This window comes from Rhizobium sp. N621, assembly GCF_001664325.1.
Classification (GTDB): domain Bacteria; phylum Pseudomonadota; class Alphaproteobacteria; order Rhizobiales; family Rhizobiaceae; genus Rhizobium; species Rhizobium esperanzae.
On the sequence record NZ_CP013495.1, the window covers coordinates 178390 to 203777 of the forward strand.

Annotated in this window: 18 protein-coding genes; 3 read left to right on the forward strand and 15 right to left on the reverse strand. The window is 62.2% G+C overall.

What is annotated here, in order from left to right; all coding sequences use genetic code 11:
- Positions 1 to 85: 85 nt before the first annotated feature.
- The 4 genes from dnaK to AMK00_RS00895 all read right to left on the reverse strand — a co-directional run bounded on the left by dnaK (position 86) and on the right by AMK00_RS00895 (position 7618).
- The gene (dnaK, locus tag AMK00_RS00880; protein ID WP_064800244.1) at positions 86 to 2002 is read right to left on the reverse strand and encodes a molecular chaperone DnaK; all 1917 of its coding nucleotides are present in this window, start codon (positions 2000 to 2002) and stop codon (positions 86 to 88) included.
- 280 nt (positions 2003 to 2282) lie between these two features.
- On the reverse strand, positions 2283 to 4610 hold the full coding sequence (locus AMK00_RS00885) for a transglycosylase domain-containing protein (RefSeq protein WP_064809242.1): 2328 nt from the start codon (positions 4608 to 4610) through the stop codon (positions 2283 to 2285).
- Between the two features lie 533 nt (positions 4611 to 5143).
- Complete coding sequence (locus tag AMK00_RS00890) at positions 5144 to 5830, reverse strand: SH3 domain-containing protein (RefSeq protein WP_064809243.1); 687 nt, start codon at positions 5828 to 5830, stop codon at positions 5144 to 5146.
- Positions 5831 to 6229: 399 nt separating this feature from the next.
- Positions 6230 to 7618, reverse strand: a complete 1389-nt coding sequence (locus AMK00_RS00895) for a dipeptidase (RefSeq protein WP_064800247.1) — start codon at positions 7616 to 7618, stop codon at positions 6230 to 6232.
- A 210-nt stretch (positions 7619 to 7828) separates the two neighbouring features.
- Here AMK00_RS00895 and AMK00_RS00900 point away from each other — a divergent pair, with 210 nt between their 5' ends.
- Positions 7829 to 10216 carry a bifunctional diguanylate cyclase/phosphodiesterase gene (locus tag AMK00_RS00900; RefSeq protein WP_064809244.1) on the forward strand — a complete coding sequence of 796 codons (2388 nt, stop codon included), beginning with the start codon at positions 7829 to 7831 and terminating at the stop codon, positions 10214 to 10216.
- Positions 10217 to 10222: 6 nt separating this feature from the next.
- On the opposite strand, the gene AMK00_RS00905 is transcribed toward AMK00_RS00900, so the two are convergent.
- Positions 10223 to 10639 (reverse strand): MarR family winged helix-turn-helix transcriptional regulator, encoded by a 417-nt coding sequence (locus AMK00_RS00905; RefSeq protein WP_011423544.1) that lies wholly within the window; start codon positions 10637 to 10639, stop codon positions 10223 to 10225.
- 405 nt (positions 10640 to 11044) lie between these two features.
- On the opposite strand from AMK00_RS00905, the gene polA reads away from it, so the two are divergent.
- Positions 11045 to 14044 (forward strand): DNA polymerase I, encoded by a 3000-nt coding sequence (gene polA, locus AMK00_RS00910; protein ID WP_064809245.1) that lies wholly within the window; start codon positions 11045 to 11047, stop codon positions 14042 to 14044.
- 170 nt (positions 14045 to 14214) lie between these two features.
- Complete coding sequence (locus tag AMK00_RS00915) at positions 14215 to 16563, forward strand: DNA translocase FtsK (RefSeq protein WP_064809246.1); 2349 nt, start codon at positions 14215 to 14217, stop codon at positions 16561 to 16563.
- Positions 16564 to 16599: 36 nt separating this feature from the next.
- Here AMK00_RS00915 and AMK00_RS00920 read toward each other — a convergent pair whose 3' ends face one another.
- The 10 genes from AMK00_RS00920 to phnL form a co-directional block, all read right to left on the reverse strand.
- Complete coding sequence (locus AMK00_RS00920; RefSeq protein WP_064809247.1) at positions 16600 to 17106, reverse strand: GrpB family protein; 507 nt, start codon at positions 17104 to 17106, stop codon at positions 16600 to 16602.
- 18 nt (positions 17107 to 17124) lie between these two features.
- Positions 17125 to 17721: a phosphonate metabolism protein/1,5-bisphosphokinase (PRPP-forming) PhnN gene (gene phnN, locus AMK00_RS00925; RefSeq protein WP_064800251.1), complete on the reverse strand. Its 597-nt coding sequence runs from the start codon at positions 17719 to 17721 to the stop codon at positions 17125 to 17127.
- Entirely contained in the window at positions 17718 to 18857 is a 1140-nt protein-coding gene (locus AMK00_RS00930) for an alpha-D-ribose 1-methylphosphonate 5-triphosphate diphosphatase (RefSeq protein WP_064809248.1), read from the reverse strand. The genes phnN and AMK00_RS00930 overlap by 4 nt, the downstream gene beginning before the upstream one ends.
- Positions 18858 to 18870: 13 nt before the next feature.
- A complete protein-coding gene (locus AMK00_RS00935) occupies positions 18871 to 19566 on the reverse strand; it encodes a DUF1045 domain-containing protein (RefSeq protein WP_064805822.1) in 696 nt (231 codons plus the stop codon).
- A gap of 141 nt (positions 19567 to 19707) precedes the next feature.
- Positions 19708 to 21051: a phosphonate ABC transporter, permease protein PhnE gene (gene phnE, locus AMK00_RS00940; RefSeq protein ID WP_064809249.1), complete on the reverse strand. Its 1344-nt coding sequence runs from the start codon at positions 21049 to 21051 to the stop codon at positions 19708 to 19710.
- Positions 21052 to 21058: 7 nt separating this feature from the next.
- Positions 21059 to 22018, reverse strand: coding sequence for a phosphonate ABC transporter, permease protein PhnE (gene phnE, locus AMK00_RS00945; protein WP_064809250.1), 960 nt, complete (start codon positions 22016 to 22018; stop codon positions 21059 to 21061).
- A gap of 65 nt (positions 22019 to 22083) precedes the next feature.
- Positions 22084 to 22989 carry a phosphonate ABC transporter substrate-binding protein gene (phnD, locus tag AMK00_RS00950; protein WP_064800255.1) on the reverse strand — a complete coding sequence of 302 codons (906 nt, stop codon included), beginning with the start codon at positions 22987 to 22989 and terminating at the stop codon, positions 22084 to 22086.
- An 88-nt stretch (positions 22990 to 23077) separates the two neighbouring features.
- Positions 23078 to 23923, reverse strand: coding sequence for a phosphonate ABC transporter ATP-binding protein (gene phnC / locus AMK00_RS00955; protein ID WP_064800256.1), 846 nt, complete (start codon positions 23921 to 23923; stop codon positions 23078 to 23080).
- Between the two features lie 117 nt (positions 23924 to 24040).
- Positions 24041 to 24658: a DapH/DapD/GlmU-related protein gene (locus tag AMK00_RS00960; protein WP_064809251.1), complete on the reverse strand. Its 618-nt coding sequence runs from the start codon at positions 24656 to 24658 to the stop codon at positions 24041 to 24043.
- Positions 24655 to 25362, reverse strand: coding sequence for a phosphonate C-P lyase system protein PhnL (phnL, locus tag AMK00_RS00965; RefSeq protein WP_064809252.1), 708 nt, complete (start codon positions 25360 to 25362; stop codon positions 24655 to 24657). Before phnL ends, AMK00_RS00960 begins: the two co-directional genes overlap by 4 nt.
- Positions 25363 to 25388 lie beyond the last annotated feature (26 nt).

Sequence of the window (25388 nt, forward strand, 5' to 3'; positions counted from 1 at the left end):
TAAGGATTAAACCCCGGAAATGGATTTCCGGCTGCCATGGTGAGCAGCCGGATCAGGTGTTGAAGCATAACCACGCCGCCGCGGATTACGCGGACTTCTTGCGGTCGTCGTCCTTGATTTCCTCGTAGTCGGCGTCGACGACATTGTCGCCGCCTTCCGCGGAGGCATCGGCAGCAGCGCCACCTTCGGCCTGCTGTGCTTCATAGATCGCCTGGCCGAGCTTCATGGAAACTTCCATGAGCGTCTGGGTCTTGGCCTTGATGTCTTCGGCGTCGGCTTCGGTTGCCTCGGTCGAGGACTTCAGCGCGGCGATCGCATCCGAGATGGCAGTGCGGTCAGCTTCGGAGACCTTATCGCCGTAATCCTTCAGCGACTTTTCCGTCGAATGGATCAGGCTTTCGGCCTGGTTCTTGGCTTCTACGGTCTCGCGGCGCTTCTTGTCTTCGGCAGCATGGGATTCGGCATCCTTGACCATCTTTTCGATGTCGGCGTCGGAAAGGCCGCCGGAAGCCTGGATGCGGATCTGCTGTTCCTTGCCGGTGCCCTTGTCCTTGGCCGAAACCTGCACGATGCCGTTGGCATCGATGTCGAAGGTGACTTCGATCTGCGGCACGCCGCGCGGCGACGGCGGCAGGCCGACGAGGTCGAACTGGCCGAGCAGCTTGTTGTCGGCAGCCATTTCGCGCTCGCCCTGCGAAACGCGGATGGTGACGGCCTGCTGGTTGTCTTCCGCGGTCGAGAAGGTCTGGCTCTTCTTCGTCGGGATCGTCGTGTTGCGTTCGATCAGACGGGTGAAGACACCGCCGAGCGTTTCGATGCCGAGCGACAGCGGAGTGACGTCGAGCAGCAGAACGTCCTTGACGTCGCCCTGCAGAACGCCGGCCTGGATGGCGGCGCCGAGCGCAACCACTTCATCCGGGTTGACGCCCTTGTGCGGCTCCTTGCCGAACAGCTGCTTGACGACTTCCTGCACCTTCGGCATGCGGCTCATGCCGCCGACCAGAACCACTTCGTCGATTTCGGCAGCGGTGACGCCGGCGTCCTTGAGGGCTGCCTTGCAGGGTGCGATCGTACGCTGGACCAGATCGTCGACCAGGCTCTCGAGCTTGGCACGGGTCAGCTTCAGCGTCAGGTGCTTCGGGCCGGAGGCGTCGGCCGTGATGAACGGCAGGTTGATTTCGGTCTGCTGCGAGGACGACAGCTCGATCTTGGCCTTTTCCGCGGCTTCCTTGAGGCGCTGCAGGGCAAGCTTGTCGTTCTTCAGGTCGATGCCGTTGTCCTTCTTGAATTCGGCAACGAGATATTCGACGAGACGCATGTCGAAGTCTTCACCGCCGAGGAAGGTATCGCCGTTGGTGGACTTCACTTCGAAGACGCCGTCGCCGATCTCAAGGATCGAAATATCGAAGGTGCCGCCGCCAAGGTCGTAGACGGCGATCGTCTTGCCGTCCTTCTTGTCGAGGCCGTAGGCGAGAGCGGCAGCGGTCGGCTCGTTGATGATGCGGAGCACTTCAAGACCGGCGATCTTGCCGGCATCCTTGGTTGCCTGGCGCTGTGCGTCGTTGAAGTAGGCGGGAACAGTGATGACGGCCTTCTCGACCTTTTCGCCGAGATAGGATTCGGCGGTTTCCTTCATCTTCTGAAGGATCATCGCGGAAATCTGTGCGGGCGAGTAGCCCTTGCCATTGGCTTCGACCCAGGCGTCGCCATTGTCGCCCTTGACGATGGTGAAGGGAACGAGATGCTTGTCCTTCTCGACGGTCGGGTCTTCGTAGCGGCGGCCGATCAGGCGCTTCACCGCAAAGAGCGTGTTCGTCGGGTTGGTGACCGCCTGGCGCTTGGCCGGCTGGCCGACGAGGCGCTCGCCATCATCGGAAAAGGCCACCATGGAAGGGGTCGTGCGCGCACCTTCCGCATTCTCGATGACCTTTGCGTCCTTGCCGTCCATGACTGCGACGCAGGAATTCGTCGTTCCAAGGTCGATACCAATTACTTTTGCCATGTCATTCTCTCCTTGAAGCAAGCTGTCGGAACCCCCAGAAGGCATTTCCCTGACAGCCCCTTACGGGATGGGTCTACGTGATTACGCAATCGTGATTGCGGTGATGCGGCGTATATAAGGAGCGGTTTTCTCGACTGCAAGGCGGGAAATAGCCCGGAATCCAGCAAAACGAATGTGTTGCCTTCAATTTTCGCAGCAGCCCGGAAAGAGGTCGCCCGATCCCCGGAAAGCGTGCGATTTCTAGGATATATGGCTTGCGCCGGGCATGCAGCACGGAATCTCATTGACCCATGATCAGGTCGAGCAGGGTCGTGCGCCGAGGCTGCACCGAAGAGGTCGTCTGCGGCCCACCGACATCGCCAGGCGGGACGACGCGGTCGTAGCCTGAACCGCCGCCTTCGGCAACGTCTGCAGGCGGAACAGGGCCGTTTCCGGGGCCTGCCCGCTGTTGCCGGACAGGCGCCTGCGGATAACGCTCGGCATTCTCGCCGCCGCCGAAGACGCCGGATATGATGCCGCCGATCGTCGTCGGTGGCGGCACTTCGGCCGTGACCGGCTGCCCGCCGTCGGGCGCTGCCTGCGCCATCGGCTGACCGCTGTTCGGATTGTCGATCAGCTGGCCGTTGCCGAAGAGCGGCGCCGGCGAAAGGCCCTTGTGGGCGGCGATCATGAATTCCTTCCAGGCCTTGGCTGGAAGACCGCCGCCGGTCACCTTCTTCATCGGCTTGCCGTCGTCATTGCCGAACCAGACGCCTGTCGTGAGGTTGCTGGTGAAGCCGACGAACAGCGCGTCGCGCGAATTCTGCGTCGTGCCGGTCTTGCCCGCCGCCTGCCAGCCGGGAATCTTGGCACTCTTGCCGGTGCCGTTTTCGATGACGCCCATCATCATCGTATTCATCTGCGCGGCGATCTGCTCGGAAAGCACGCGCGGCGGACTGTCATAGGTATTTTCGTAGAGAACCTTGCCCTCGGCGGTCGTCACCCGGCGGATGACGTGCGGCGTCGCCTTGTAGCCGCCGTTCATGAAGGCGGCATAGGAGGCGGTCAGTTCCATCAGCGACACTTCGGACGTCCCGAGCGCAATCGAGGCGTTCGGCTGCAGCTCGCTTTCGATCCCGAGCCGGTGGGCGAGTTTGATCACCTGATCCGGCCCGTCATACATCACCAGCTGCGCGGCCACCGTGTTCAGCGACTTGGCGAGCGCGGTGGCGAGCGTCACTTCGCCATTGTATTTCTTCTCGTAATTCTCCGGCGTCCAGTCGCCGATGCGGATCGGCGCGTCGTTGAACACCGAAAAAGGCGTCAGCCCTTTTTCCAGCGCCGCGGTATAGACGAAGGGTTTGAACGAAGATCCCGGCTGGCGCTTGGCCTTGGCGGCGCGGTTGAACTGGCTCGTCGCATAGTCTCTGCCGCCGACGAGTGCCCGGATCGCCCCGGTGCCGTCGATCGAGACCAGCGCCGCCTGCGAGGCGTCGAGCTTGCCGCCCTCCTTGTCGAGCACGTCGACCAGCGACTGCTCGGCCTTCTTCTCCAGCGATTTGTCGATCGTCGTATCGACGACGATATCTTCCTTGACGTCGCCGATCAGGCCCGGCAATTCGTCCATGACCATATCGGCGACATAATGCCCGGCGCCTGACCAGTAGCTCTTGGCCGAAGCCGGGGTCTGCGACATCGCTGTTTTGACCTCGGAATCGGTGATGAAACCCTGCTCGCGCATCGCCGCGAGCACGAGCTGGGCGCGCGCATTCGCCGCTTCCGCGTCGCGGGCCGGCGAAAGCCGCGACGGCGCCTTGAGCAGGCCGGCCAGCACCGCGGCCTCGCCAAGGTTCACATCCCGCGCCGATTTGTTGAAATAGCGGCGTGAGGCCGCCTCGACGCCATAGGCGTTCGATCCGAAGAACACCCGGTTGAGATACATCGCAAGGATCTGGTCCTTGGTGTATTTCTGCTCCAGCCAGAGCGCCAGCAGCACCTCCTGCACCTTGCGTTCCAGCGTTCTCTCGGGAGAGAGGAAGAGATTCTTGGCAAGCTGTTGCGTCAGCGTCGAACCGCCCTGCACCATGTGGCCGGCCGCAAAATTGGTGACGATCGCCCGCCCGAGGCCGAGCGGATCGACGCCGAAATGCGAATAAAAACGCCGGTCTTCGATGGCGATGACGGCTTCGGGAATATAGGGCGACATGTTTTCGAGCGCCAGCGCCTCGCCGCCGGTGGCGCCGCGATTGGCAATGACGCTGCCGTCGACGGCGGTGATCTTGACGTTCGGCGGCCGCTCGGGGATCGCCCATGTGCTGGCGCTCGGCATGCGCGAGCCGTAATAGAGGACAAGCCCTGCAACGCCGATGGCGGCCCAGATGAAAAGCACGACGCACCAGTAGACCACGCCGCGCAGGAAGCCGAAAAGGCCGCCGCCTTCACGCTCCCGCGGCTCACGCCGTCGCTGGCGGGCGGCACGCTGCGGCGGGGGCTTGGAGCCGCCACGCCGTGCGGATCTGCTTCCGATGACGCGGTCATCGGCGTCGAGCGAAAATTCATCATCGTCGCGGACCGGGCGGCCGCTGAAGGACGGTTCGATTCTGTCGCCTGATTTGCCTCTGCCTGCCATCGCGGACCGGTCGCATCCCCTGTTCGATCGCGAAGCCCACTTCGCATAACGGCGTCCTGTTATAGCGCCGGGCGTCTCTTCAGACGCGCGAAGGACGCTGTAGCACCTTTGAAGTGCTGCATAATTTTGTCCTTAAACTGATTTCGATTTAAGGAACTATGCAGCGGGCGACGTGATCATCCGACTGAACTGTAATTGCGGCGATTTAACGGGGTGTTAAAGGACAACGAGTGAGGTGGGTCGCGCTGTCGAGCCGCGCAGGTCATGACCACAGACCCCAGAGGCGTTGCAGCAATCAAATAGAATGCTGATTTAAAGAATTATGCAGCGAGCGGAACCAATAGGCTCGACGGCTGTTTACGGAGAAGCGGGACAGCCCCTCACGTCCCGCGAATGATCGGCCGTCTCCCCTCAACGCGTGCCGATCGACATCAGGCCCGGTGCATCCCCCCAAGGAGCGCCGGGCTTTTTCGTGGCTCTGCTTTCCAGCGATTCTGTGCAGAAAGGGCGGCATTGCCGCCGCCCGCGATATTTCAATCGCCGCAGGAGGGATCGCCCGGGCGGCAGACGAAAGGCGAAGCCCTTGGATCCGGATGATTGTAGGTGTCGGCCTTCCCGCCTCTGAACTGCGGCAGATCGCGGAAATCCGAACTCCTGTTGTCGTCATCCCTGCGGACCTCTCTGCGGCGCTCCTCCCTTCGGGCGTCGTCGCGCCGGTCGCGGTCACGATCCCGGTACTCGCGGACCTGATAATCCCGATCCCGATACTCTCGCCGGTAATCCCGATCCCGGTAGTCCCGGTCGCGATAATAATAGTCCGGGCCGCGGCTCCAGCGGTCACGCTCGCGATAGAAATCGCGGCCGCGGTAGTAGCGGTCCCAATAATTGCCGACGCTGAAGGTAACCATGGGAATGCCGAGCGGACGGTAATATTGCGGACCGACATAGACACGGCGTTGCTGGTAGACGGCCTGCACGTACTGGCCGGAGACCCAGCCGCGGCCGCCGTAGAATTCGACGTCGCACCAGTTGACGTTGGAAAGGCATCCACGGATTTCGACGGACGAACCGGCGGGTATGACGGCGACGGCCGGGTACCGGGTGCTCGGACCCGCGCGCATGTTGACGTTGGCCGTCGAGTATCCCTCGGCGGCCTGCGCTATTGCCGGAGCCAGTACAAGCAGCGCGGCCGCGGCTATTTTGACAATGAGGTTTCTCACGCTTCTCACTCCTCGTTGGCGTGTTTTTCAGGCAGCGCTCGGCTGCGTTTCCTTGGCATATGCCATCTGGAACAAAAGATAGAGCGATCGCCGGCATTTGTTAGGGCGTCATCATTCGCTTTGTCTTTCAACACCTTATAGATCGAGCGCGATGAACGCAGCTTGAACGGGGGGAGATTTGTGCGCCACATTCGGGTGCGCGCTCTCATGGTCCATCGAGAGTACCTCATGAGAGCACCGTTAACCGCCTGTTAACCTTCGGGCGGCAATCTGACGGCATACCCGCTTTGCTCCTTGACCACGGATGAACTGGCACCGAGCCGAGCGGATGACGAAAGGCCGGGCGACCGGCCTTTTGTTTTGATTTTGACGGGCCGGCCACAAGGCCTGCCATCGCGTTTAGCCGGCGAGCGCCCGAAGGATCCGCACCCAGGAGCGGATGCCCTTGTGGTAGGAGACAAGCTCGTACTTCTCGTTCGGCGAATGGATACGGTCATCGGCGAGGCCGAAGCCGACGAGCAGCGATTCCATGCCGAGCATCTTCTGGAAATCTCCGACAATCGGGATCGAGCCGCCCATGCCGATGACGATGGCAGGTTTCGGCCACTCGTCGGAAAGCGCCGTCTTCGCCTTGGTTAGAACAGGCGAATCATAGGAGAGATGAATCGCCGGCGAGCCGCCATGTGGATGGAATTCCACCGAGCAGTCGGCCGGAATTTTCGACCTGACATAGCTGCGGAAAGCCTCGCGGATAGCGGCCGGGTCCTGGGTACCGACGAGCCGGAACGAAACCTTGGCCGAGGCCTTGGCAGCGATGACCGTCTTGAAGCCTTCGCCCGTATATCCGCCCCAGATGCCGTTGATTTCGGCCGTCGGCCGCGCCCAGGTGAGTTCCAGCACCGACCGGCCCTTTTCGCCGGAGGGAATGGAAAGGCCGACTTCACCGAGGAAGCTCTCGGCCGTTTTGCCGAGCGTCTCCCATGACGCCTTGATGTTGTCGGGCGTTTCCTCGACGCCGTCGTAAAAGCCCTCGAGCGTGATGCGCCCGGTCTCGTCATGCAGGCCGGCAAGCGCCTCGACGAGAATATGGATCGGATTGGCCGCAGCACCGCCGAAGAGGCCGGAATGCAAGTCGCGGTCGGCCGCCGTCACGACCACCTCCTCGCCGACGAGGCCGCGGAGTGCCGCGGCGATTGCCGGCGTGTCGCGGTCCCACATGCCGGTATCGCAGACAAGCGCATAATCGGCCTTGAGTTCGGCGGCGTTGGCTTCGAGGAAAGGCTTCAGGGACGGTGAGCCCGATTCCTCCTCGCCCTCGAACAGAATGGTGATGCGGCAGGGAAGTGCGCCGTTGATCTCCTTATAGGCGCGGCAGGCTTCGACGAAGGTCATCAGCTGGCCCTTGTCGTCGGAGGTGCCGCGCCCGGTCAGGATCTTGCGGCCATCACCGACATCCTTGATCGATGGCTCGAAGGGATCGTTTTCCCAGAGCTCGATCGGGTCGACCGGCTGCACGTCGTAATGGCCGTAGAAAAGCACATGGGGCGCGTCGGCGGAAGCGCCGGCGTGGTGGGCGACCACCATCGGGTGGCCCGGTGTGTCACGCACCGAGGCGGTAAAGCCGAGGCCTTCGAGATAGGCGACCAGCCATTCGGCCGCCTTCCGGCATTCGGCCTTGTAGACGGGATCAGTGGAAATCGACTGGATGCGCAGAAGCTCGAACAGCTTATCGAGGCTTGAGGAAAGGTTCTGATCCGCGCGCGCAAGCACCTGTTGTAGATCCGTCATTTTCGACTCCTTTTTGAAATTTGGCCGGACGATAGACCAAACGAGGAAGGCAGGCGAGGCGGAAAAGCAAAATGGGCGGCGCGAAAGTGGCCATATCCAGATCGGGTGCAAGAAGATTGCCGGATAATATAGAAGAAGCTTCTAATTCAATTTACAGTTATTTAGTACAACCTAAATAACCTGACAGAATTCAGCTGTTCGGGGGGACGGATGTTTTCGGTCATTACATGTATTCGGGACGATCACGATTGGCGGCTGGTGCTGGCAGCGGCGGCGGTTTGCCTGGTCGGCGCGATGGCAGCGATGCTGCCGCTTTCGCGCGCTCAAGGATGCGATGCCGGGCGCCGCAAGCTCTGGATCGGCGCCTCGGCTTTCGCCTTCGGCACAGGCGTATGGGCAACGCACTTCATCGCGATGCTGGCCTATGACGGCGGCATGCCGATCAGCTACCAACTGGGGCTGACGGCGCTTTCCTTCCTCCTGTCGGTTGTCGGTTCGTGGGCGGCGATCGTCGTCGCGTCGGAGAGCCGCGGCAGGTTTTCGCGCATCCGCGGCGGCGTCCTGATGGCGCTCGGCATCGCCTCGATGCACCTGACCGGTATGCAGGCGATCGAGACACAGGCGGTCATCGTTTACGATCCCTACATGACGCTGAGTGCGGTTCTGGCGGGAGCGCTGCTGTCGAGCGCTGCCTTATACGCTTTCTTCCAATGGAGCGGCCTGAGGCGGCTCCTCACCTCGTCCGTCATCTTCGTTCTTGCAATCTGCGCTCTCCACTTCATTTCGATGGCAAGCATCACGCTTGTGCCGGATCCCGGCAAAGAGATCCCGGCGATGGTGCTCGATACCAGCCTGCTGGCAGCGATCGTCGTGGTAGCGGCGACAGCTCTCATTCTGACCGCTATCGCGGTAGTCTTTATCGACAGCCATCTGACGGATCTGAGAGGGCTCGCCAATGCCTCGCAGGAAGGGCTGCTGATCCTGCGCGAAGGCAGGGTCATCGATGCCAATGAACGGTTCCAAACTCTTTCCGGCTGGAAGCTTGCCGATCTTGTCGGCAAGGCGCCGTCCGCTGCTTTGACCGCCATCCAGGGGCAGAACAGGCCCGGCGAGACCTTGCTCAGTACCAGCAGCGGCAAGGAGATCGCCGTCGAAGTGAACACGAGCAGGATCGTCTATCGCGGGCACAATTGTGACGTGCTGGCGGTGCGCGATCTGACGGAGCGCAGGCAGGCCGAGGAGATGATCGAACATCTCGCCCACCACGATGTTCTGACCGATCTTCCGAACCGGTCGTTGTTCGATACGCGCGTCCGCCAGGCACTGCAGATGGCCGAACGAAAGAACAGCAAGGTGGCCCTCTTCTATATCGATCTCGATCGGTTCAAGAGCGTCAACGATATTTTCGGCCATGCCGAGGGCGACCGAATTCTTCGCAAGGTTGCCTCGATTCTCCGGCGCGTCGCCGATGAAAGCGATACGATCGCCCGTCTCGGTGGCGATGAATTTGCCATCATTCAGCCCGCCGGACAGCAACCGGCGGCCGCGCAGAAGCTCGCAGCCGCGATCCTCGACGAATTCGCCGCCGAGATGGATACGGCACGCGACCCCACGGCCGTCGGCGTCAGCCTCGGCATTGCCCTTTATCCGGCCGACGGACGAGATGTGGACGAGATCTGCAACAATGCCGATATCGCACTTTATCGGGTCAAGCACGGCGGCCGCGGCAAGGCCTGTTTCTTCGATGCGGAAATGGACGAGGCCACGCGAGCCCGCCGCCAGATCGAAAGCGAACTGCGCCACGCCATCACCCGCAATCAGATCCATGTCAGCTATCAGCCGATTTACGGTGCACTTAGTGGCGAGGTCAGCGGTTACGAGGCCTTGATGCGCTGGAACCGGCCGGGGCACGGCATCAGCGAGCCGGATGTCTTCATTCCGATCGCCGAGGAAAGCGGGTCGATCGTTCAGCTCGGCGAATGGGTGCTGCGCGAGGCCTGTACAGAGGCTGCGCGCTGGCCGCATCCGCTGACGATCGCCGTCAATGTCTCGCCGGTGCAGTTCATGCTGCCGAACCTTTGCGAGCGGATCGAGGCAATCCTCGAGGAAACAGGGCTCGCGCCCGACCGGCTGGAAATCGAAATCACCGAGGCCGCTCTCATCCGTGACCGCGATCGGGTGATGGCCACGCTGCAGCGCCTGCGCAGTCTGGGTGTTCACATCGTCATGGACGACTTCGGCACCGGCTTTTCCTCGCTTTCCAACCTGCGAACCTTCCCGTTCGACAAGATCAAGGTCGACCGCAGCTTCACCGGCATGCTGGAACATGACGCAGCGTCACGTTCGATCGTGCGCGCGATCATCGGCCTCGGCCACAGCCTCGGCATGCCTGTCGTGACGGAGGGCGTCGAAACCGAGACCCAGCGCCAGATCGTCGTCGAAGAAGGCTGCGCCCAGGTACAGGGCTTTTTGCTCGGCAAGCCGGATATCGAACCGAGCATCAAGCTCGCCGCCCGTAAAGACCTCTTGTCCTCAACGGCTGACGCCGACGCACTGCCGATAGCGCGGCGGCGACCGACGCGTCTTGCCTGGGAGTAGGCTCGGTCAGAGCGCCTTGGCGTTTTCCAGCAGCCGGCGGATATATTCGAGCGTCAGCTCGCGCTCGAATCCGCGAAAGCCTTTGAACAGCGCCAGATCCGCCTCACGCGCGGTCTCGATCGCCTCAGCCTCCATGGCACGGGCCTTCGGCGTCAGGAAAATCAGCTGCGCCCGCTTGTCGGACGGATGCGGCCGGCGTTCGATCAGCCCGTCGCGGACCATGCGCGAAAGCGTATTGGCCATGGTCGCCTGCTCGATAGCGACTCGGTCGAGAAGCTGTTTCTGGGTCAGGCCATCCTCGGCCCAGAGTTCCAGCAGGATGGGAAACTGGCCTGGAGAGAAACCAAGCCCTACCGCGCGCTGGTGCAGCGAGCGGGCAAAACCCTTCGCCAGCTGGCTGGCAAGGTAAGCTCCCGAATCCATGCGTTTAAATCCCATGATTGCAAGTTAGGCTCAAAACCGTGCCGGAGACAATGCAGCAAATCGCAGAGGATGCCCCAAAAAATGCAAGCCGCGATCGGAACTGCGCAGACCTGGAAAACAAAAGTCGCCATGACCTGGAGGTTGGCCATGGCGACTTTAAAATGGGGACAAAGGCCCGGAGAGGGGGATAAGGCCTTTGTCCAAGCCTGATGCGGCGGGGGACAAGCCGGTAATCAGACCCGCGACGCGATCAAGCGCCGGTGACATGCATTTGTAGCTACGAATGTGGTTTTTCAAGGGTCACGGTACGTTACAAATCGGTAACAGTTTGGTGAGCGGAAATCCTTCCGCTCTTGGCCGAACTTTATATGGACCTGGTTTCCTGCCCGCGCTATCCATGCGCACATGAAAAAAGGCGATCACCTCTTCCTAGTCGATGGTTCCGGCTTCATCTTTCGGGCCTTTCACGCATTACCGCCGCTGACGCGCAAATCGGACGGCCTGCCGGTCGGCGCCGTTTCCGGTTTCTGCAACATGCTGTGGAAGCTCTTGCGGGATGCGCGCAACACCGATGTCGGGGTAACGCCGACCCATCTTGCCGTCGTTTTCGACTATTCCGCCAAGACCTTTCGTAAGGATCTCTATGACGCCTACAAGGCGAACCGCTCGGCCCCGCCGGAAGAGCTCATCCCGCAATTCGGCCTTATAAGAGAGGCGACCCGCGCCTTCAACCTCCCCTGCATCGAGACCGAAGGCTTCGAGGCCGACGACATCATCGCCACCTATGCCCGCCAGGCCGAGGCGGCAGGTGCCGACGTCACCATCGTCTCCTCCGACAAGGATCTGATGCAGCTCGTCACTCCCAATGTCCACATGTACGACAGCATGAAGGACAAACAGATCGGCATTCCCGACGTTGTCGAGAAATGGGGCGTGCCGCCGGAAAAGATGATCGACCTGCAGGCGATGACCGGCGATTCTGTCGACAACGTTCCAGGCATTCCCGGCATCGGCCCGAAAACGGCTGCCCAGCTGCTCGAGGAATACGGCGACCTCGACACGCTGCTCGAACGCGCCACCGAGATCAAGCAGGTCAAGCGTCGCGAGACGATCCTTGCCAATATCGAAATGGCCAAGCTCTCGCGCGACCTCGTCCGCCTGCGCACCGACGTGCCGCTCGATCTCGATCTCGACGCGCTGGTGCTGGAACCGCAGAACGGCCCGAAGCTCGTCGGCTTCCTGAAGACGATGGAATTCACATCGCTGACCCGACGCGTCGCCGAAGTCTGCGATTGCGATGCGAGCGCCATCGAACCGGCGGTCGTCGCTATCGAATGGGGCAAGGCGGCCCATGGTCCCGATCTGGACGCGGCCGAGCCCGAACCCGTCGCCGGCGGCATCCCGGACGTTTCGGGCGAAGCGGTGCCCGTGCCGCCGCGCGCGAAGGCGAAGGCCGGCGTCGAAGGCGCTTTTTCGCCGGCCGATCTTGCCAAGGCGCGGGCCGAGGCTTTTGCGACGCTGCCCTTCGATCACTCGACCTATGAAACGATCCGCGATCTGGCGACGCTCGACCGCTGGATTGCCGCTGCGCGCGACACAGGGCTCATCGCTTTCGATACGGAGACCACGTCACTGGATGCGATGCAGGCCGAGCTTGTCGGCTTTGCGATGGCGATCGCCGACAATGTCGCCGATCCCACCGGCACGAAGATCCGTGCCGCCTATGTGCCGCTCGCCCATAAGAACGGCGTCGGCGATCTGCTCGGCGGCGGCCTTGCTGAAAACCAGATCCCCATGCGCGATGCCTTGCCGCGGCTGAAGGCATTGCTGGAGGACGAATCGGTTCTCAAGGTCGCCCAGAACCTGAAATACGACTACCTCTTGATGAAGCGCTACGGCGTCGAGACGAAGAGTTTCGACGACACGATGCTGATCTCCTACGTGCTCGACGCCGGCACCGGCGCGCACGGCATGGACCCGCTCTCGGAAAAATTCCTCGGCCACACGCCGATCCCCTATAAGGATGTGGCGGGCAGCGGCAAAGCGAACATCACCTTCGATCTCGTCGACATCGATCGCGCCACCCATTATGCCGCCGAAGACGCCGATGTGACGCTGCGCCTCTGGCTCGTGCTGAAGCCGCGGCTGGCGGCGGCGGGGCTGACCAGCGTCTACGAGCGGCTGGAGCGGCCGCTGCTGCCGGTGCTGGCGCATATGGAAGCGCGCGGCATCACCGTCGACAGGCAGATCCTGTCGCGGCTGTCCGGCGAACTGGCGCAGGGTGCGGCGCGCCTGGAAGACGAGATCTACCAGCTCGCCGGCGAGCGTTTCAACATCGGTTCGCCGAAGCAGCTGGGCGACATCCTGTTCGGCAAGATGGGCCTTGCCGGCGGCAGCAAGACGAAGACCGGACAATGGTCGACCTCCGCCTCGGTGCTCGAGGATCTCGCCGCAGCCGGTTTCGAGCTGCCGCGCAAGATCGTCGACTGGCGCCAAGTCACCAAGCTGAAATCCACCTATACCGACGCGCTTCCGGGCTATGTCCATCCGCAGACCAGGCGGGTCCACACCTCCTATTCGCTGGCTTCGACGACCACGGGGCGCCTGTCCTCGTCCGAGCCGAACCTGCAGAATATTCCGGTGCGCACCGCAGAAGGCCGCAAGATCCGCACCGCCTTCATCTCGACGCCGGGTCACAAGCTGATCTCCGCCGACTACAGCCAGATCGAACTGCGGGTGCTTGCCCATGTGGCCGAGATCCCGCAGCTGACCAAGGCCTTCGAGGACGGCGTCGACATTCACGCCATGACCGCGTCGGAAATGTTCGGCGTGCCGGTCGAAGGCATGCCGGGCGAGGTGCGCCGCCGGGCCAAGGCGATCAATTTCGGCATCATCTACGGCATCTCCGCCTTCGGCCTCGCCAACCAGCTTTCGATCGAGCGTTCGGAAGCCGGCGACTACATCAAGAAATATTTCGAACGCTTCCCGGGGATCCGCGACTATATGGAGAGCCGCAAGGCGATGGCCCGCGACAAGGGTTATGTCGAAACGATCTTCGGCCGCCGCATCAACTATCCGGAAATCCGCTCCTCCAACCCTTCGGTGCGCGCCTTCAACGAACGGGCGGCGATCAACGCGCCGATCCAGGGCTCTGCGGCCGACGTCATCCGCCGGGCGATGATCAAGATGGAGCCGGCGCTCGCCGAAGCCGGTCTTGCCGAGCGCGTGCGCATGCTGCTGCAGGTGCATGACGAGCTGATTTTCGAGGTCGAGGACGAGGACGTCGAAAAGGCGATGCCGGTCATCGTCTCGGTCATGGAAAACGCTACGATGCCGGCGCTCGAAATGCGCGTGCCGCTCAAGGTCGATGCCCGCGCCGCCACCAATTGGGACGAGGCGCATTAACCGCCTCCCCAAAACGAAAAAGATTTTTCCGCCTTCCCTAACCCACTGAATTCACGACGATGTGCCGCCCTGGGCCGTATCGGAACGATACGGCTGGAAGGAACTTATTAACCTTCCTTTTCTATCCCGGTAGGGTCGTAATTTGTTAGGCATGAGTGAGTAGCGGACGCATGCGTTTTCCCAGAACCAATTTGACGGATGCCGCAGATTTTTCCAGCGGCATTGAAACGGAGCTTCCGGAGGAAAATCCAGGCGAGAGGCCGCCGGCGCCGATCTGGCAGAGCAACTTCTCGCTCGCGCCGAATGTTCGCTTCACCCGCACGCCCGAAACGCTGATCAGCCGCCGCCGCCCATCGAACGAGCCCGTTCGCTGCGAATCGGAAGCGGAGCAGCAGGCGATACGGATAGAACCGGTGGCGGTCGACGTGCCCTTCGATATCTACCTGCCGGAGCCCGCTGAACCTGCCGTAGCGCAGGCGGAGATCGAGGCGCTGCAGCCGCCGGCCGCCGCGGTGGAGGCTCCTACCCTGCGCGTCGCTTCCGAACTGTCTTCGATTTCCGATTTTGCCTTCTGGGAAGTCATGGCCTTCGAGGAAGCCGAACCGGTGCGCGCGCCCTCGATCATTCTTCCGAAGATCGAGACCGCGCCCGAATCAATCACCTCGCTGTTTCGCATCATGGAATGGCGTCCGGGCGCGCTGAAGCCCGCTCAGACCGCTTCCCGACCGGTCCAGCCACCGGCTTTAGCGCCCGCGCCGGTCGCTCCGCGCCCGCCGGCGGCGATTTCTCTGGAAAGGCCCGTGCGTACCCGCGAGGCGGCGATTGCACCGGCGCCGCAGGTCGCGCCCCAGACTGCGCCGATGCCTCAGGTCACGCCGGTGCCTCAGCCCGCCCTCGTGCCTCAGCCCGCCGCCGTACCTCGGCCTACACCCCCGGTCGCCGCGGTCCTGCCGTCGCCGCGCCTTGCGGCGAGGCCTGAAAGGGTCGATGCATCGGGTTATGAATTCCCGCCGCGCGCGCTGTTGCAGGAGCCGCCTGAACGTCTCGGCGAGATCATGTCGCAGGAGACGCTGGAGCAGAATGCCGGTCTTCTGGAAAGCGTGCTTGAGGATTTCGGCATCAAGGGCGAGATCATCCATGTCCGCCCCGGCCCCGTCGTCACCCTTTATGAATTCGAGCCGGCGCCCGGCGTGAAATCCTCGCGCGTTATCGGCCTGGCCGACGATATCGCCCGCTCGATGTCGGCGCTGTCGGCTCGCGTCGCCGTCGTCCCTGGCCGCAACGTCATCGGCATCGAGCTGCCGAACGTTGCCCGTGAAACCGTCTATTTCCGCGAGATGATCGAGAGCCAGGATTTCGACAAGAGCGGCTATAAGCTGGCGCTCGGCCTCGGCAAGACCATCGGCGGTGAGCCTGTGATCGCCGAACTCGCAAAGATGCCGCACCTGCTCGTCGCCGGCACCACCGGCTCGGGGAAATCGGTTGCCATCAATACGATGATCCTGTCGCTGCTCTACCGCATGACGCCGGAACAGTGCCGGCTGATCATGGTCGACCCGAAGATGCTCGAACTTTCCGTTTATGACGGGATTCCGCATCTGCTGACGCCCGTCGTCACCGACCCGAAGAAGGCCGTCATGGCGCTGAAATGGGCGGTGCGCGAGATGGAGGAGCGTTATCGCAAGATGTCGCGCCTCGGCGTGCGCAACATCGACGGTTACAACGGCCGCGTCTCCCAGGCGCGCGAAAAGGGCGAGACCATCCACATCATGGTCCAGGTCGGCTTCGACCGGCAGACCGGCGCGCCGATCGAGGAAAGCCAAGAGCTGGATCTTGCGCCGATGCCTTATATCGTCGTCATCGTCGACGAGATGGCTGATCTGATGATGGTCGCTGGCAAGGAGATCGAGGGTGCGATCCAGCGTCTGGCGCAGATGGCGCGCGCCGCAGGCATTCACCTGATCATGGCGACCCAGCGTCCGTCGGTCGATGTCATCACCGGCACGATCAAGGCGAATTTCCCGACCCGCATTTCCTTCCAGGTGACCTCGAAGATCGACAGCCGCACCATCCTCGGCGAGCAGGGGGCCGAGCAGCTGCTCGGCCAGGGCGACATGCTGCATATGCAGGGCGGCGGACGTATCGCCCGCGTCCACGGTCCCTTCGTCTCCGATGCCGAAGTGGAAAAGGTCGTTGCGCACCTGAAGACGCAGGGTCGCCCCGAATATCTCGACACCGTGACCGCCGACGAGGAGGAAGAGCCGGAAGAGGAAGACGCCGGCGCCGTTTTCGACAAAAGCGCCATGGCCTCAGAGGACGGCAACGAGCTTTACGAGCAGGCGGTCAAGGTCGTCATGCGCGACAAGAAGTGCTCGACCTCCTATATCCAGCGCCGCCTCGGCATCGGCTATAACCGCGCTGCTTCACTGGTCGAGCGCATGGAGAAGGAAGGTCTCGTCGGTCCGGCAAATCATGTCGGCAAGCGCGAGATCGTTTCCGGGCGAAGCGACGGCGATTGATAGACAATGACCGAAGTGCGCAACGCCTCTTCGGTCTCATCTTCTCAACGCGGCCAACTCTACTGTTTCATTGATGAAGGCTGATTTTCCGCCGGTATAGAAATCCCAATCGCCGTCTGCCTCCGCCGCCAGCCGGCGTTTCAGGTCGGCATAGGCTTTGGCCCTGTCGGGATGGTCTCTGAGATAATCGCGAAACAGGATGCGTTCTTGATGCGCGCGATTGTCGGGACCGCAAAGATAGAGTCTGAAACCATAACACTCGCGATTCCGGGTAAAGACCCAGCGGCCGTCTCCATGAGGGTCGCCGTGAAAGATGAAGTGGGCGGCGCGTACCAATTCGATTGCTGGCGGTAGCGCTTCATCGGATATCGCGATGACATCGAGGTCGATCTTCGGCTTGGCCGCACGGCCGGGCACCGATGTGCTGCCGATATGGTCGATGGACAGCACGAGATCACCGAGCAGGATGGAGACTTCGACGCTGATTTCAGCAAACAGCAGCGGCCAGGAAGGGTCGTAATCGACGACTTTGATGGCGCGCATCCTGCTTCTCTACCGTCGTCAGCGCACTTCGGCCAGCAATCCGTCCAGGATCGCGATCATCTTCTGCTCGGCCTCTTCGAGCGAGCCGCTATTGTCGAGCTCCGTCACATCGTAGTCGCCACGCACGGTCAGCGGGCCGCGGGCGAGCCTGGCCATGATGTCCTCGTGTGTCTCGCGGCCGCGCGCTTCCAGCCGGCTGGCGAGCACGTCGGGGCTGGCCGTGACATTGATGACCTTCAGCCGCGGGAAAGCGGCCTGGAAGCGGTGAAGCGCCGAGCGCGAGCCGTTGGCCACGACGACGTGGCCTCGCGACAGCGCCACCGAGACTTCGGCCGGAATGCCGTATCTCAGGCCATGCGCTTCCCACCAGACGGCGAAGGAGCCTGACTGCTCCATGGCGGCAAAGCCTTGGAGAGAGACGGAAAGGTGATCCTCGCCGCCGGCATCACGGTGGCGGGTTATGACGCGGCGGGCGAAATGCACGTTGTCGCGGCCGGCAAAACGCCGCGCAGCGAGATTCATCAGCGTGTCCTTGCCGGCGCCGCTCGGCCCGACGACGACGACCATGATGCCGCGTTCGGCTCCGGCTGCTGCATGGGGTTCGTGCGGGGTCATGCGACACGGCGTCCCTGGCGCCAGACGGAGCGTGTGACCGGCACGCCGTGCGAGCGGTGGACACGGACGAGATCGGCGCGCAACCCGGTCGCGATCCGGCCGCGATCGTCGAGGCTGACGGTGCGGGCAGGCGTCGACGTCACCATCGCGATCGCTTTCGGAAGGGTGATGCTCTCCACCTCGTCGGCAAGGATGAAGGGTGCGTGCAGCAAGCTGAGCGGCACGTAGTCGGAGGACAGCACGTCGAGCACGCCCATTTCGGCGAGATCGCGCGCGGCGATGTTGCCGGAGTGGGATTTGCCGCGCACGATATTCGGCGCGCCCATCAGCACGCTCATGCCGTGCTCGTGCGATGCCCGGGCGGCATCGAAGCTGGTCGGAAACTCGGCAAGGCGCACGCCATTGTCGATTGCCTCGTCGACATGGGAGAGCGTGGCGTCGTCATGGCTTGCGACCGTGATGCCGCGCTCGGCGCAGACCTTGGCGATGGCATTGCGATGCGGGGTTGAATTGCGCGCCGATTCCGCCTGGCGCTTGGCGACGAAACGGGCGAAGGCCTCGTCGCTCAGGCCCCGCTTCTTCTGATAGTAGAAGATGTATTGATCCATCGTCTGGAACTGTCGCTGGCCGGGCGCATGATCCATCAGCGAGACCAGCCGCACATGCGGATCGTTTTCGAAATCGGCGAAATGTTCGAGTACGTTGTCGGCCGAAACCTCGCAGCGAAGATGGATGAGGTGCTCGGCGCGCAGCCGGCCTTCCTTCTCCGCTGATTGAATGGCGTCGGCCATCTCGCGCATCTCGCCATGTTCGAAACCGCCGTCCTCGTCCGCGCCCATGCGCAGGCAGTCGAAGACCGTCGTGATGCCCGATGTGACGATCTGGGCGTCATGCGCCTGGACGGCAGCGGTCTTGTGCCAGCGGATGCCCGGGCGCGGCTGGTAATGGCCTTCGAGATGGTCGGTATGCAGTTCGACAAGGCCGGGAATGACGTAATCGCCCTCGAAATCTTCGCCGGCTACCGAATTGCCCTCGGAGACGTCGGCGATCTTGCCGTCGCGGATGAGGATCGATCCTGAAAGGATGTCGTCCTCGAGAACGATGCGGGCGTTGGAAAAGACGGTCTCTTTGCTCATATCGTCAGGTCTTTCAGCTTTTGGCGCCGGAAAGCGGCAGCCAGGAATGAACTTTGAATGGGGCGCCGCGCCTCTCCTCGATGAAGACGGCGAGGCCGGAAATCGAAAGCGGCCGGCCGGTGAAACCGGAAAAACGCTCCGCCAGGACCGTTTTCATCGTCTCGGCACGTGTCTCCGGCACCTGGCCGCTCAGCGTCATGTGGAAACCGAAATCCTCCATGACGTAAGGATAACCCCAGCGTTGCAGATTGGCGCGCTGGCTGTCGCTGAGCCTCTCCGGATTGCGGCGCGCGATATCCGCCTCGGAAAGCGTCGCGCGGAACGGCTCGAAGGATTTTACCACCTTCGCGGCGAAATCCTGAAGAGGTTGATGAAGAGAAGCCGGAACAAGGGCAAAAAAACGGCCGAGCTGCCCGAGCACGAGTTGAGGAATCTCGAAGGCAGGGGTCCGGGCGGCAAACTCCTCGGCGAAGGCCATGAGATCCTTTTCGGTGACGGAAGCGGCAAGCGAAAACGGCGCCTTGATCGTCGCGTGAAAGCCGTAGCGGCGTGGGTCGGCGGTCAGCTCGAACTGCTCTGCCGCACCGAGTGTCTCATGGTCGGGTGCAGGATAGGTTTCGCCGGTGAAAGCATCGCGGCCGAGCCAGCGCGAAGCCGCGCCGGTCAGGGGATCTTCCTTCGGCGGCGAGAAATAGAGGGCGTAGCGCAAGGCTTTTATCCTGGGGATCATCGAAACGGGGAGGGCAATGTGCAGTGATTTGGCGGCGAACCGCAAGCAGGCTCCCGGCTAAAAGATTTCCGTGACAGAATGATGATGGCGGCAGCGCCGCCACCGCCCGTCACCGATCGATCAGTGCGTCTTCGTGCCCATTAACCGGTGGCGCAGCGCGTTCGAAGCGGCGTCGAACAGGAAGACGACGATCAGGATCAGAATGACCATATAGGCGACGTTTTCCCAGTTGGCATTGGTGCGCATCGCCTCCCAGAGCTTGAGGCCGATGCCGCCCGCGCCGACGGCGCCGATGATGGTGGCGCCGCGCACGTTCGACTCCCACTGGTAGAGCGTCTGGCTGACGAAGATGGGAACGATCTGCGGCATGATGCCGTAACGATGGACGAGCACCGTCTGGGCGCCGGTCGATTTGATGCCTTCCCGCGGCTTGTTGTCGATGTTCTCGAGTCCCTCGGAATAAAGCTTGCCGAGCGTGCCGGTCTCGGTGAGGAAGATCGCGCCGCTGCCGGCAAGCGGCCCGGGGCCGAAGGCGCGGGTCAGGAACAGCGCCCAGATCAGCATGTCGACCGAGCGCAGGAAATCGAATGAGCGCTTGAGGATCTGGTTCAAAATGCGGTTCGGCGTGATGTTGCGTGCCGCCAGGAAGGCAAGCGGGAAGGCGGCGAGCGCGCCGAGCAGCGTTCCGAGAAAGGCCATGACGATCGTCTGGAACAGCTTGGTCCAGACGTCGCCATGCTGCCATTCGCTGTTGTTCCAGATGTCATCGAAGGCGAGCGACAGATTGGTCTGGTCGGGCTTGATGCGCGGGCCGGAGACGATGAGGCCGATGACTTCGCCGACCGGCTTATCGAAGAAGGAGGATTGCGTGTCGAAGAGGAAATTCGCCCAGCCGAGGAAGCGTTTGCGAACCTTGACGCGATCGACGGAAATGCTGACGTCGCCGGCAAAGCCGAGATCCGCGAGCACGTTGTCGTCATAGACCGTCATCCAGCTCGGCACCGGCCCGACCACCTCAGGCGCGCCGCTCGAAACGTCGACGGGCACACTGACGCCGTGTGCAGTCACGATCGTTTCGCTCTTCGAGACGGTGACGCTACGGCCGGTGCCGCTGACGGAAACGGTGATGCTGCCGTCGGGATTGTTGACCACCCAGTCCGGATGCGGATTATCGCCGAGCGGCGAGAAGCGGGGATAACGCACCTCGATCGAGCCGTCCTCCTGGATGCGGAAGTCCGGCTGGACATCGTAGCTCACCCATTGGCTGAGATAGATGCCGACGCGTTCCCAGTGGGCTTCGGCAAGAAGCTTTGGCAGGTCGAAGAACCAGACGGCGTAAAGGCCGTAGAGCAGCGTCGCAATGAGGATCATCAGCCCCCCGAAACGCTGGCGGAACGACCGGTGGAAATATTCCGGATAGCGCGCTTCGATCTCATGCATGCGGTTTGCGTCGATCACCGTCATGGCGGCCTCAATGTTGCAGAAGGAAAGCGTGCTCGCCGACGAGACGGCGTCGCAGCCATGCGGAGAACTGGTCGACGGCGACGATCGTCACGAACAGCAGCAGAACGAGCGCCATCGTCTTGGCGCCGAAGCCGCGTGAGATCGACAGCTTCAGCTCCTCGCCGATGCCGCCGCCGCCGACGGCGCCGATAATGGTCGAGGCGCGCACGTTGATCTCCAGGCGCAGCAGCGCATAGGAGGTGAAATTCGGCAACACCTGCGGCAGGGCGGCGAAGCGCACCCGCTCCCACCAGTTGGCGCCGACGGCCTTCATCCCCTCATGCGGTTTCATGTCGATATTTTCGGCCACCTCGTAGAAGAGTTTGCCGAGCGCGCCGATCGTGTGCAGGGTGATGGCGATGATGGCGGCGACCGGTCCGATCGACAGGATTGCCGAAAACAGGCCGGCGATCACGATTTCGGGGAAGGCGCGCAGGAACTCCATCAGCCGCTTGGTGAAGATGCGCAGCGGCCATGAACTCGTGAGGTTGCGCGCGGCAAAGAAGCTCAAGGGAACAGCAAAGATGAAGGCGATAATTGTCGAGATCAGCGCCACGTTGATCGTCACGATCATCAGCTCGAGATATTCCGGAATGTAGAAGGCGCCCCAGACATAGACGCGGCCCTTGTCGAAATTGAATTCCTCGCCGCCCTTGTCGTTCACGCTCGCTATGTCGAACAGCGCGCGCCAGACGTCGTTCCAGTCCTTGGGAATGAGCCAGCTCAAAAAGTCGAAGAGATGCGGCAGGCGGTCGAAGAAATGGCCGGCATTGCTCTCGTCGGCGAAGCGGACGGAGCTGACGAAAGCCGCGATGAGGATCACCAGGCCGAGCACGGTATAGAAGCGGCGCTTGGCGACCATCCGGCCCCAGGCGGTGCCGATCTCCTCAGTGCTCTGCATGTGCGGCTGTGTATCGGCAACAGTCATGGACGCCCCGCCCGGTTACAAGAAAGGGCGGCCGTTTTCCGGCCGCCCCGCATTCCAAAGGCCGATCAGCCGCCGATGGCCGCCTTGCGAACTTCGACGACAGCATTGTAGAAGTCGTGCTTGACGGGGGCGTAGCCCTTGTAGTCGCCGCCTTCGACAGCCGAGAAGCACTTGTGATCCTTTTCCGGCAGGGCCGTGAAGAAGGCTGCGAGCTTCGTCTGCCACTCTTCGCCGAGGGCGTTGCGCACGACGAGCGGGCCGTTCGGGATCAGCGGCGAACGCCAGACTTCAACGAGCTTGTTCGGATCCACGGCGCCCTTGTCGACTTCCTTGCGGAAGGTGCCGGAGGTGTAGCCGTCCTTGAAATCGCCGATGCCCGACGAATCGTCGACGGCAACGTCGACCTTGCCGTCATAGGCGGCAAGCAGATTGTTTTCATGACCGCCGTTGAACTGGGTCGAGGCAAAGAACTTGTCGTTAGGCATGCCGGTGTCCTTCGGGATCTGCGTCAGCGGCACGAGGTAACCGGAGGTGGAGTCCGGATCGGCGTAGCCGAGCTTCTTGCCTTTGGCGTCCTTGATGGTCTTGATGCCGGAGGACTTCAGTGCGAGGCCGATCGAGTGATAACCCGTCGAACCATCTTTCTGCTGCGTCGTCAGGATCGGCGTAACAGCCTTCGGGTCCTTGAGGTAGACGGAGGCGTAGCCGGAAGCGCCGAGTTCGGCGAAGTCGAGCGTGCCGCCGAGCAGACCCTGGATCACGCCGTCATAATCGGCGGCCGGGAAGAGCGAGACCTTCTCGAAGCCGAACTCCTGCTTCAGATGGTCGGCGAGGCAGGCATAATTGCGCAGGCGATCGGTTTCGTTTTCGCCGCCAAGGATGCCGATGCGGAATTCTTTAAGGTCTGCGGCATTGGCGGCGCCGGCGAGCGCGAACAGCGCCGTTGCCGCAAAGAGTGCTTTCTTCAACATGCGTTCTCTCCTATCGACCGGTGTCCCCGGCCTTCCCGTTACGAAGAAATGTGCCCTTGACGCGGGCGTTCGATCGCGGCCGTCCCGCTCAGAGGCCGGCCAATGCCAGCGGTTGGGCGCCGGCGGATTGATTGTCTGCCCGCTCGGCAGCGATAGTGATGGACGTCGACGTCATGGTTTCGTCGATGCCGGCGCCATCCTTGTCCGTTCCGTAGATTGCCTTCACTGCTTCGGCCGTCAGCTCCGACGGTTTGCCGTCGAAGACGACGCGGCCGCCGGCCATGCCGACGATGCGCTCACAATAATTGCGGGCGGTGTCGAGCGTATGCAGATTGGTGATGACGGTGATGCCCTCACGCTCGTTGATGTCGCGCAGCGCATCCATGACGATCTTGGCGTTCAGCGGGTCGAGCGAGGCGATCGGCTCGTCGGCGAGGACCATCTTCGGGTTTTGCATCAGGGCGCGGGCGATCGCCACGCGCTGCTGCTGGCCACCGGAAAGCGTGCCGGCCGGCTGCAGCGCCGTCTGCTCGATGCCGAGGCGTTCGAGTGCTGCGATCGCATGCACGCGCTCCTCGCGGGTGAAGATGTTGAGGAGGCTCAGAAGCGTCGAGCGGTGATTGAGGCGGCCGAGCATGACGTTGGTGAGAACATCGAGGCGCGGCACCAGATTGAACTGCTGGAAGATCATCGCGCAGTCGCGCTGCCAGTTGCGCAATGCCCGGCCGCGCAGCCCGGAGACTTCGACGCCGGCGAAATGAATGGAACCGGAACTCGGTTCCTGCAGGCGGTTGATCATGCGCAGCAGCGTCGACTTGCCGGCACCGGAGCGGCCGATGATGCCGACCATCTGACCCTGGGGAATAGTGAGGGTGACGGCATCGACGGCGAGCTTGTTTCCGAAACGGCGGGTGACATCCTTCAGCTCGAACATCATGCTCTTCCCTTGCGCTCCAGACCTTAGTCAGCATCGCATTAGTCCCGCTTCATGAACCTCACGTGTCATATTTGTGTAGTTCGTGTCACAATTCACCACGCCTATATCGGAGGTTTAGCCACCATATCTCGCCAGAAAATCTTCCGCGCTAAGGTTGCGAAAATCCTGCAAGGCTTGGCGCAGCCGGTCGTGTTCCCAGTCCCACCAGGCGAGCCGGTCCATGTGTTCGCCGACCGGTTTCGAAAACCGTTCGCGGATCAGTTTCGCCGGCACGCCGCCGACGATCGTGTATGGCGCGACGTCCTTCGATACGACCGCGCCGGCGCCGATCACCGCGCCGTTGCCGACATTGACGCCCGGCAGGATCGTTGCGCCATGGCCGATCCAGACGTCGTGGCCGATCGTCACCCGGTTCGAGCGCCGCCAGGCGAAAAAGTCCGTCTCCATGTCGGCGTCCGGCCAATAATCGGCGGCGCGATAAGTGAAATGATGCAGCGTCGCGCGCCAGGTCGGATGGTTGGTGGCGTTGATGCGCACGGCGGCAGCGATATTGACGAACTTGCCGATCGTCGCGCACCAGACGGAGCCGTCCTGCATGATGTAGGAATAGTCGCCGAAAGTGGCTTCGCTGATGCGGCAGCGTTCGGAGACCTCCGTAAAGCGCCCGAAAGTGGAGCCGCTGACATCAGCCGTTTCGTGGATATAGGGCTCGATGCCCAACTGGCGGCTCATGCGGCGATCTTCCTCGGCGAGAATTGCTGGACGTCGAGGATGCGGTCGGCGACGGCCTCGCGCACCTCCTCGTCGTGGAAGATGCCGAGAAGGGCGACGCCCGCCTTTTTCTTCTCCGCGATCATGCCGACGACGACGGCGCGGTTTTTCGCATCGAGCGAGGCTGTGGGTTCATCGAGAAGCAGAATCGTATGCTCGGTGATGAAACCGCGGGCGATGTTGACGCGCTGCTGCTCGCCGCCGGAGAAGGTGGCGGGCGGAAGCTGCCACAGCGCCTCCGGCAGGTTGAGCTTGGCGAGCAAGGTGCCCGCCTTGTCGCGAGCGGCGACCGTTTCTTCGCCGCGAGCGACGAGCGGTTCGGCCACCACGTCGATCGCCGCAACGCGCGGTACGGTGCGCAGGAACTGGCTGACATAGCCGAGTGTATCGCGGCGAACTTTGAGCACGGTGCGCGGATCGGCGGCGGCGAGATCGACGATTCGTCCATCGTGGCGGATGAGGATCTGGCCGGTATCGACGGCATAATTGCCGTAGATCATCTTGAGCAGCGAGCTCTTGCCGATGCCCGAGGGGCCGCCGAGCACGACGCATTCGCCTGAAGACACGGAGAAGGCGACGTCCGAGACGACGGGCAGCCTGATGCCGTCGCGCAGGTGCATGATGAAGCTCTTCGACACTTCAGAAACGACGAGGGGCGTTGGCATTGTTTTCTTCCTATTTTCTAACGACG

Coding starts and splice junctions, on each gene's coding strand:
- dnaK (WP_064800244.1), bottom strand. CDS start 2,002: ATGGCAAAAGTAATTGGTATCGACCTTGGAACGACGAATTCCTGCGTC.
- AMK00_RS00885 (WP_064809242.1), bottom strand. CDS start 4,610: ATGGCAGGCAGAGGCAAATCAGGCGACAGAATCGAACCGTCCTTCAGC.
- AMK00_RS00895 (WP_064800247.1), bottom strand. CDS start 7,618: ATGACGGATCTACAACAGGTGCTTGCGCGCGCGGATCAGAACCTTTCC.
- AMK00_RS00900 (WP_064809244.1), top strand. CDS start 7,829: ATGTTTTCGGTCATTACATGTATTCGGGACGATCACGATTGGCGGCTG.
- AMK00_RS00905 (WP_011423544.1), bottom strand. CDS start 10,639: ATGGATTCGGGAGCTTACCTTGCCAGCCAGCTGGCGAAGGGTTTTGCC.
- polA (WP_064809245.1), top strand. CDS start 11,045: ATGAAAAAAGGCGATCACCTCTTCCTAGTCGATGGTTCCGGCTTCATC.
- AMK00_RS00915 (WP_064809246.1), top strand. CDS start 14,215: ATGCGTTTTCCCAGAACCAATTTGACGGATGCCGCAGATTTTTCCAGC.
- AMK00_RS00920 (WP_064809247.1), bottom strand. CDS start 17,106: ATGCGCGCCATCAAAGTCGTCGATTACGACCCTTCCTGGCCGCTGCTG.
- phnN (WP_064800251.1), bottom strand. CDS start 17,721: ATGACCCCGCACGAACCCCATGCAGCAGCCGGAGCCGAACGCGGCATC.
- AMK00_RS00930 (WP_064809248.1), bottom strand. CDS start 18,857: ATGAGCAAAGAGACCGTCTTTTCCAACGCCCGCATCGTTCTCGAGGAC.
- phnE (WP_064809249.1), bottom strand. CDS start 21,051: ATGACGGTGATCGACGCAAACCGCATGCATGAGATCGAAGCGCGCTAT.
- phnE (WP_064809250.1), bottom strand. CDS start 22,018: ATGACTGTTGCCGATACACAGCCGCACATGCAGAGCACTGAGGAGATC.
- phnD (WP_064800255.1), bottom strand. CDS start 22,989: ATGTTGAAGAAAGCACTCTTTGCGGCAACGGCGCTGTTCGCGCTCGCC.
- phnC (WP_064800256.1), bottom strand. CDS start 23,923: ATGTTCGAGCTGAAGGATGTCACCCGCCGTTTCGGAAACAAGCTCGCC.
- AMK00_RS00960 (WP_064809251.1), bottom strand. CDS start 24,658: ATGAGCCGCCAGTTGGGCATCGAGCCCTATATCCACGAAACGGCTGAT.
- phnL (WP_064809252.1), bottom strand. CDS start 25,362: ATGCCAACGCCCCTCGTCGTTTCTGAAGTGTCGAAGAGCTTCATCATG.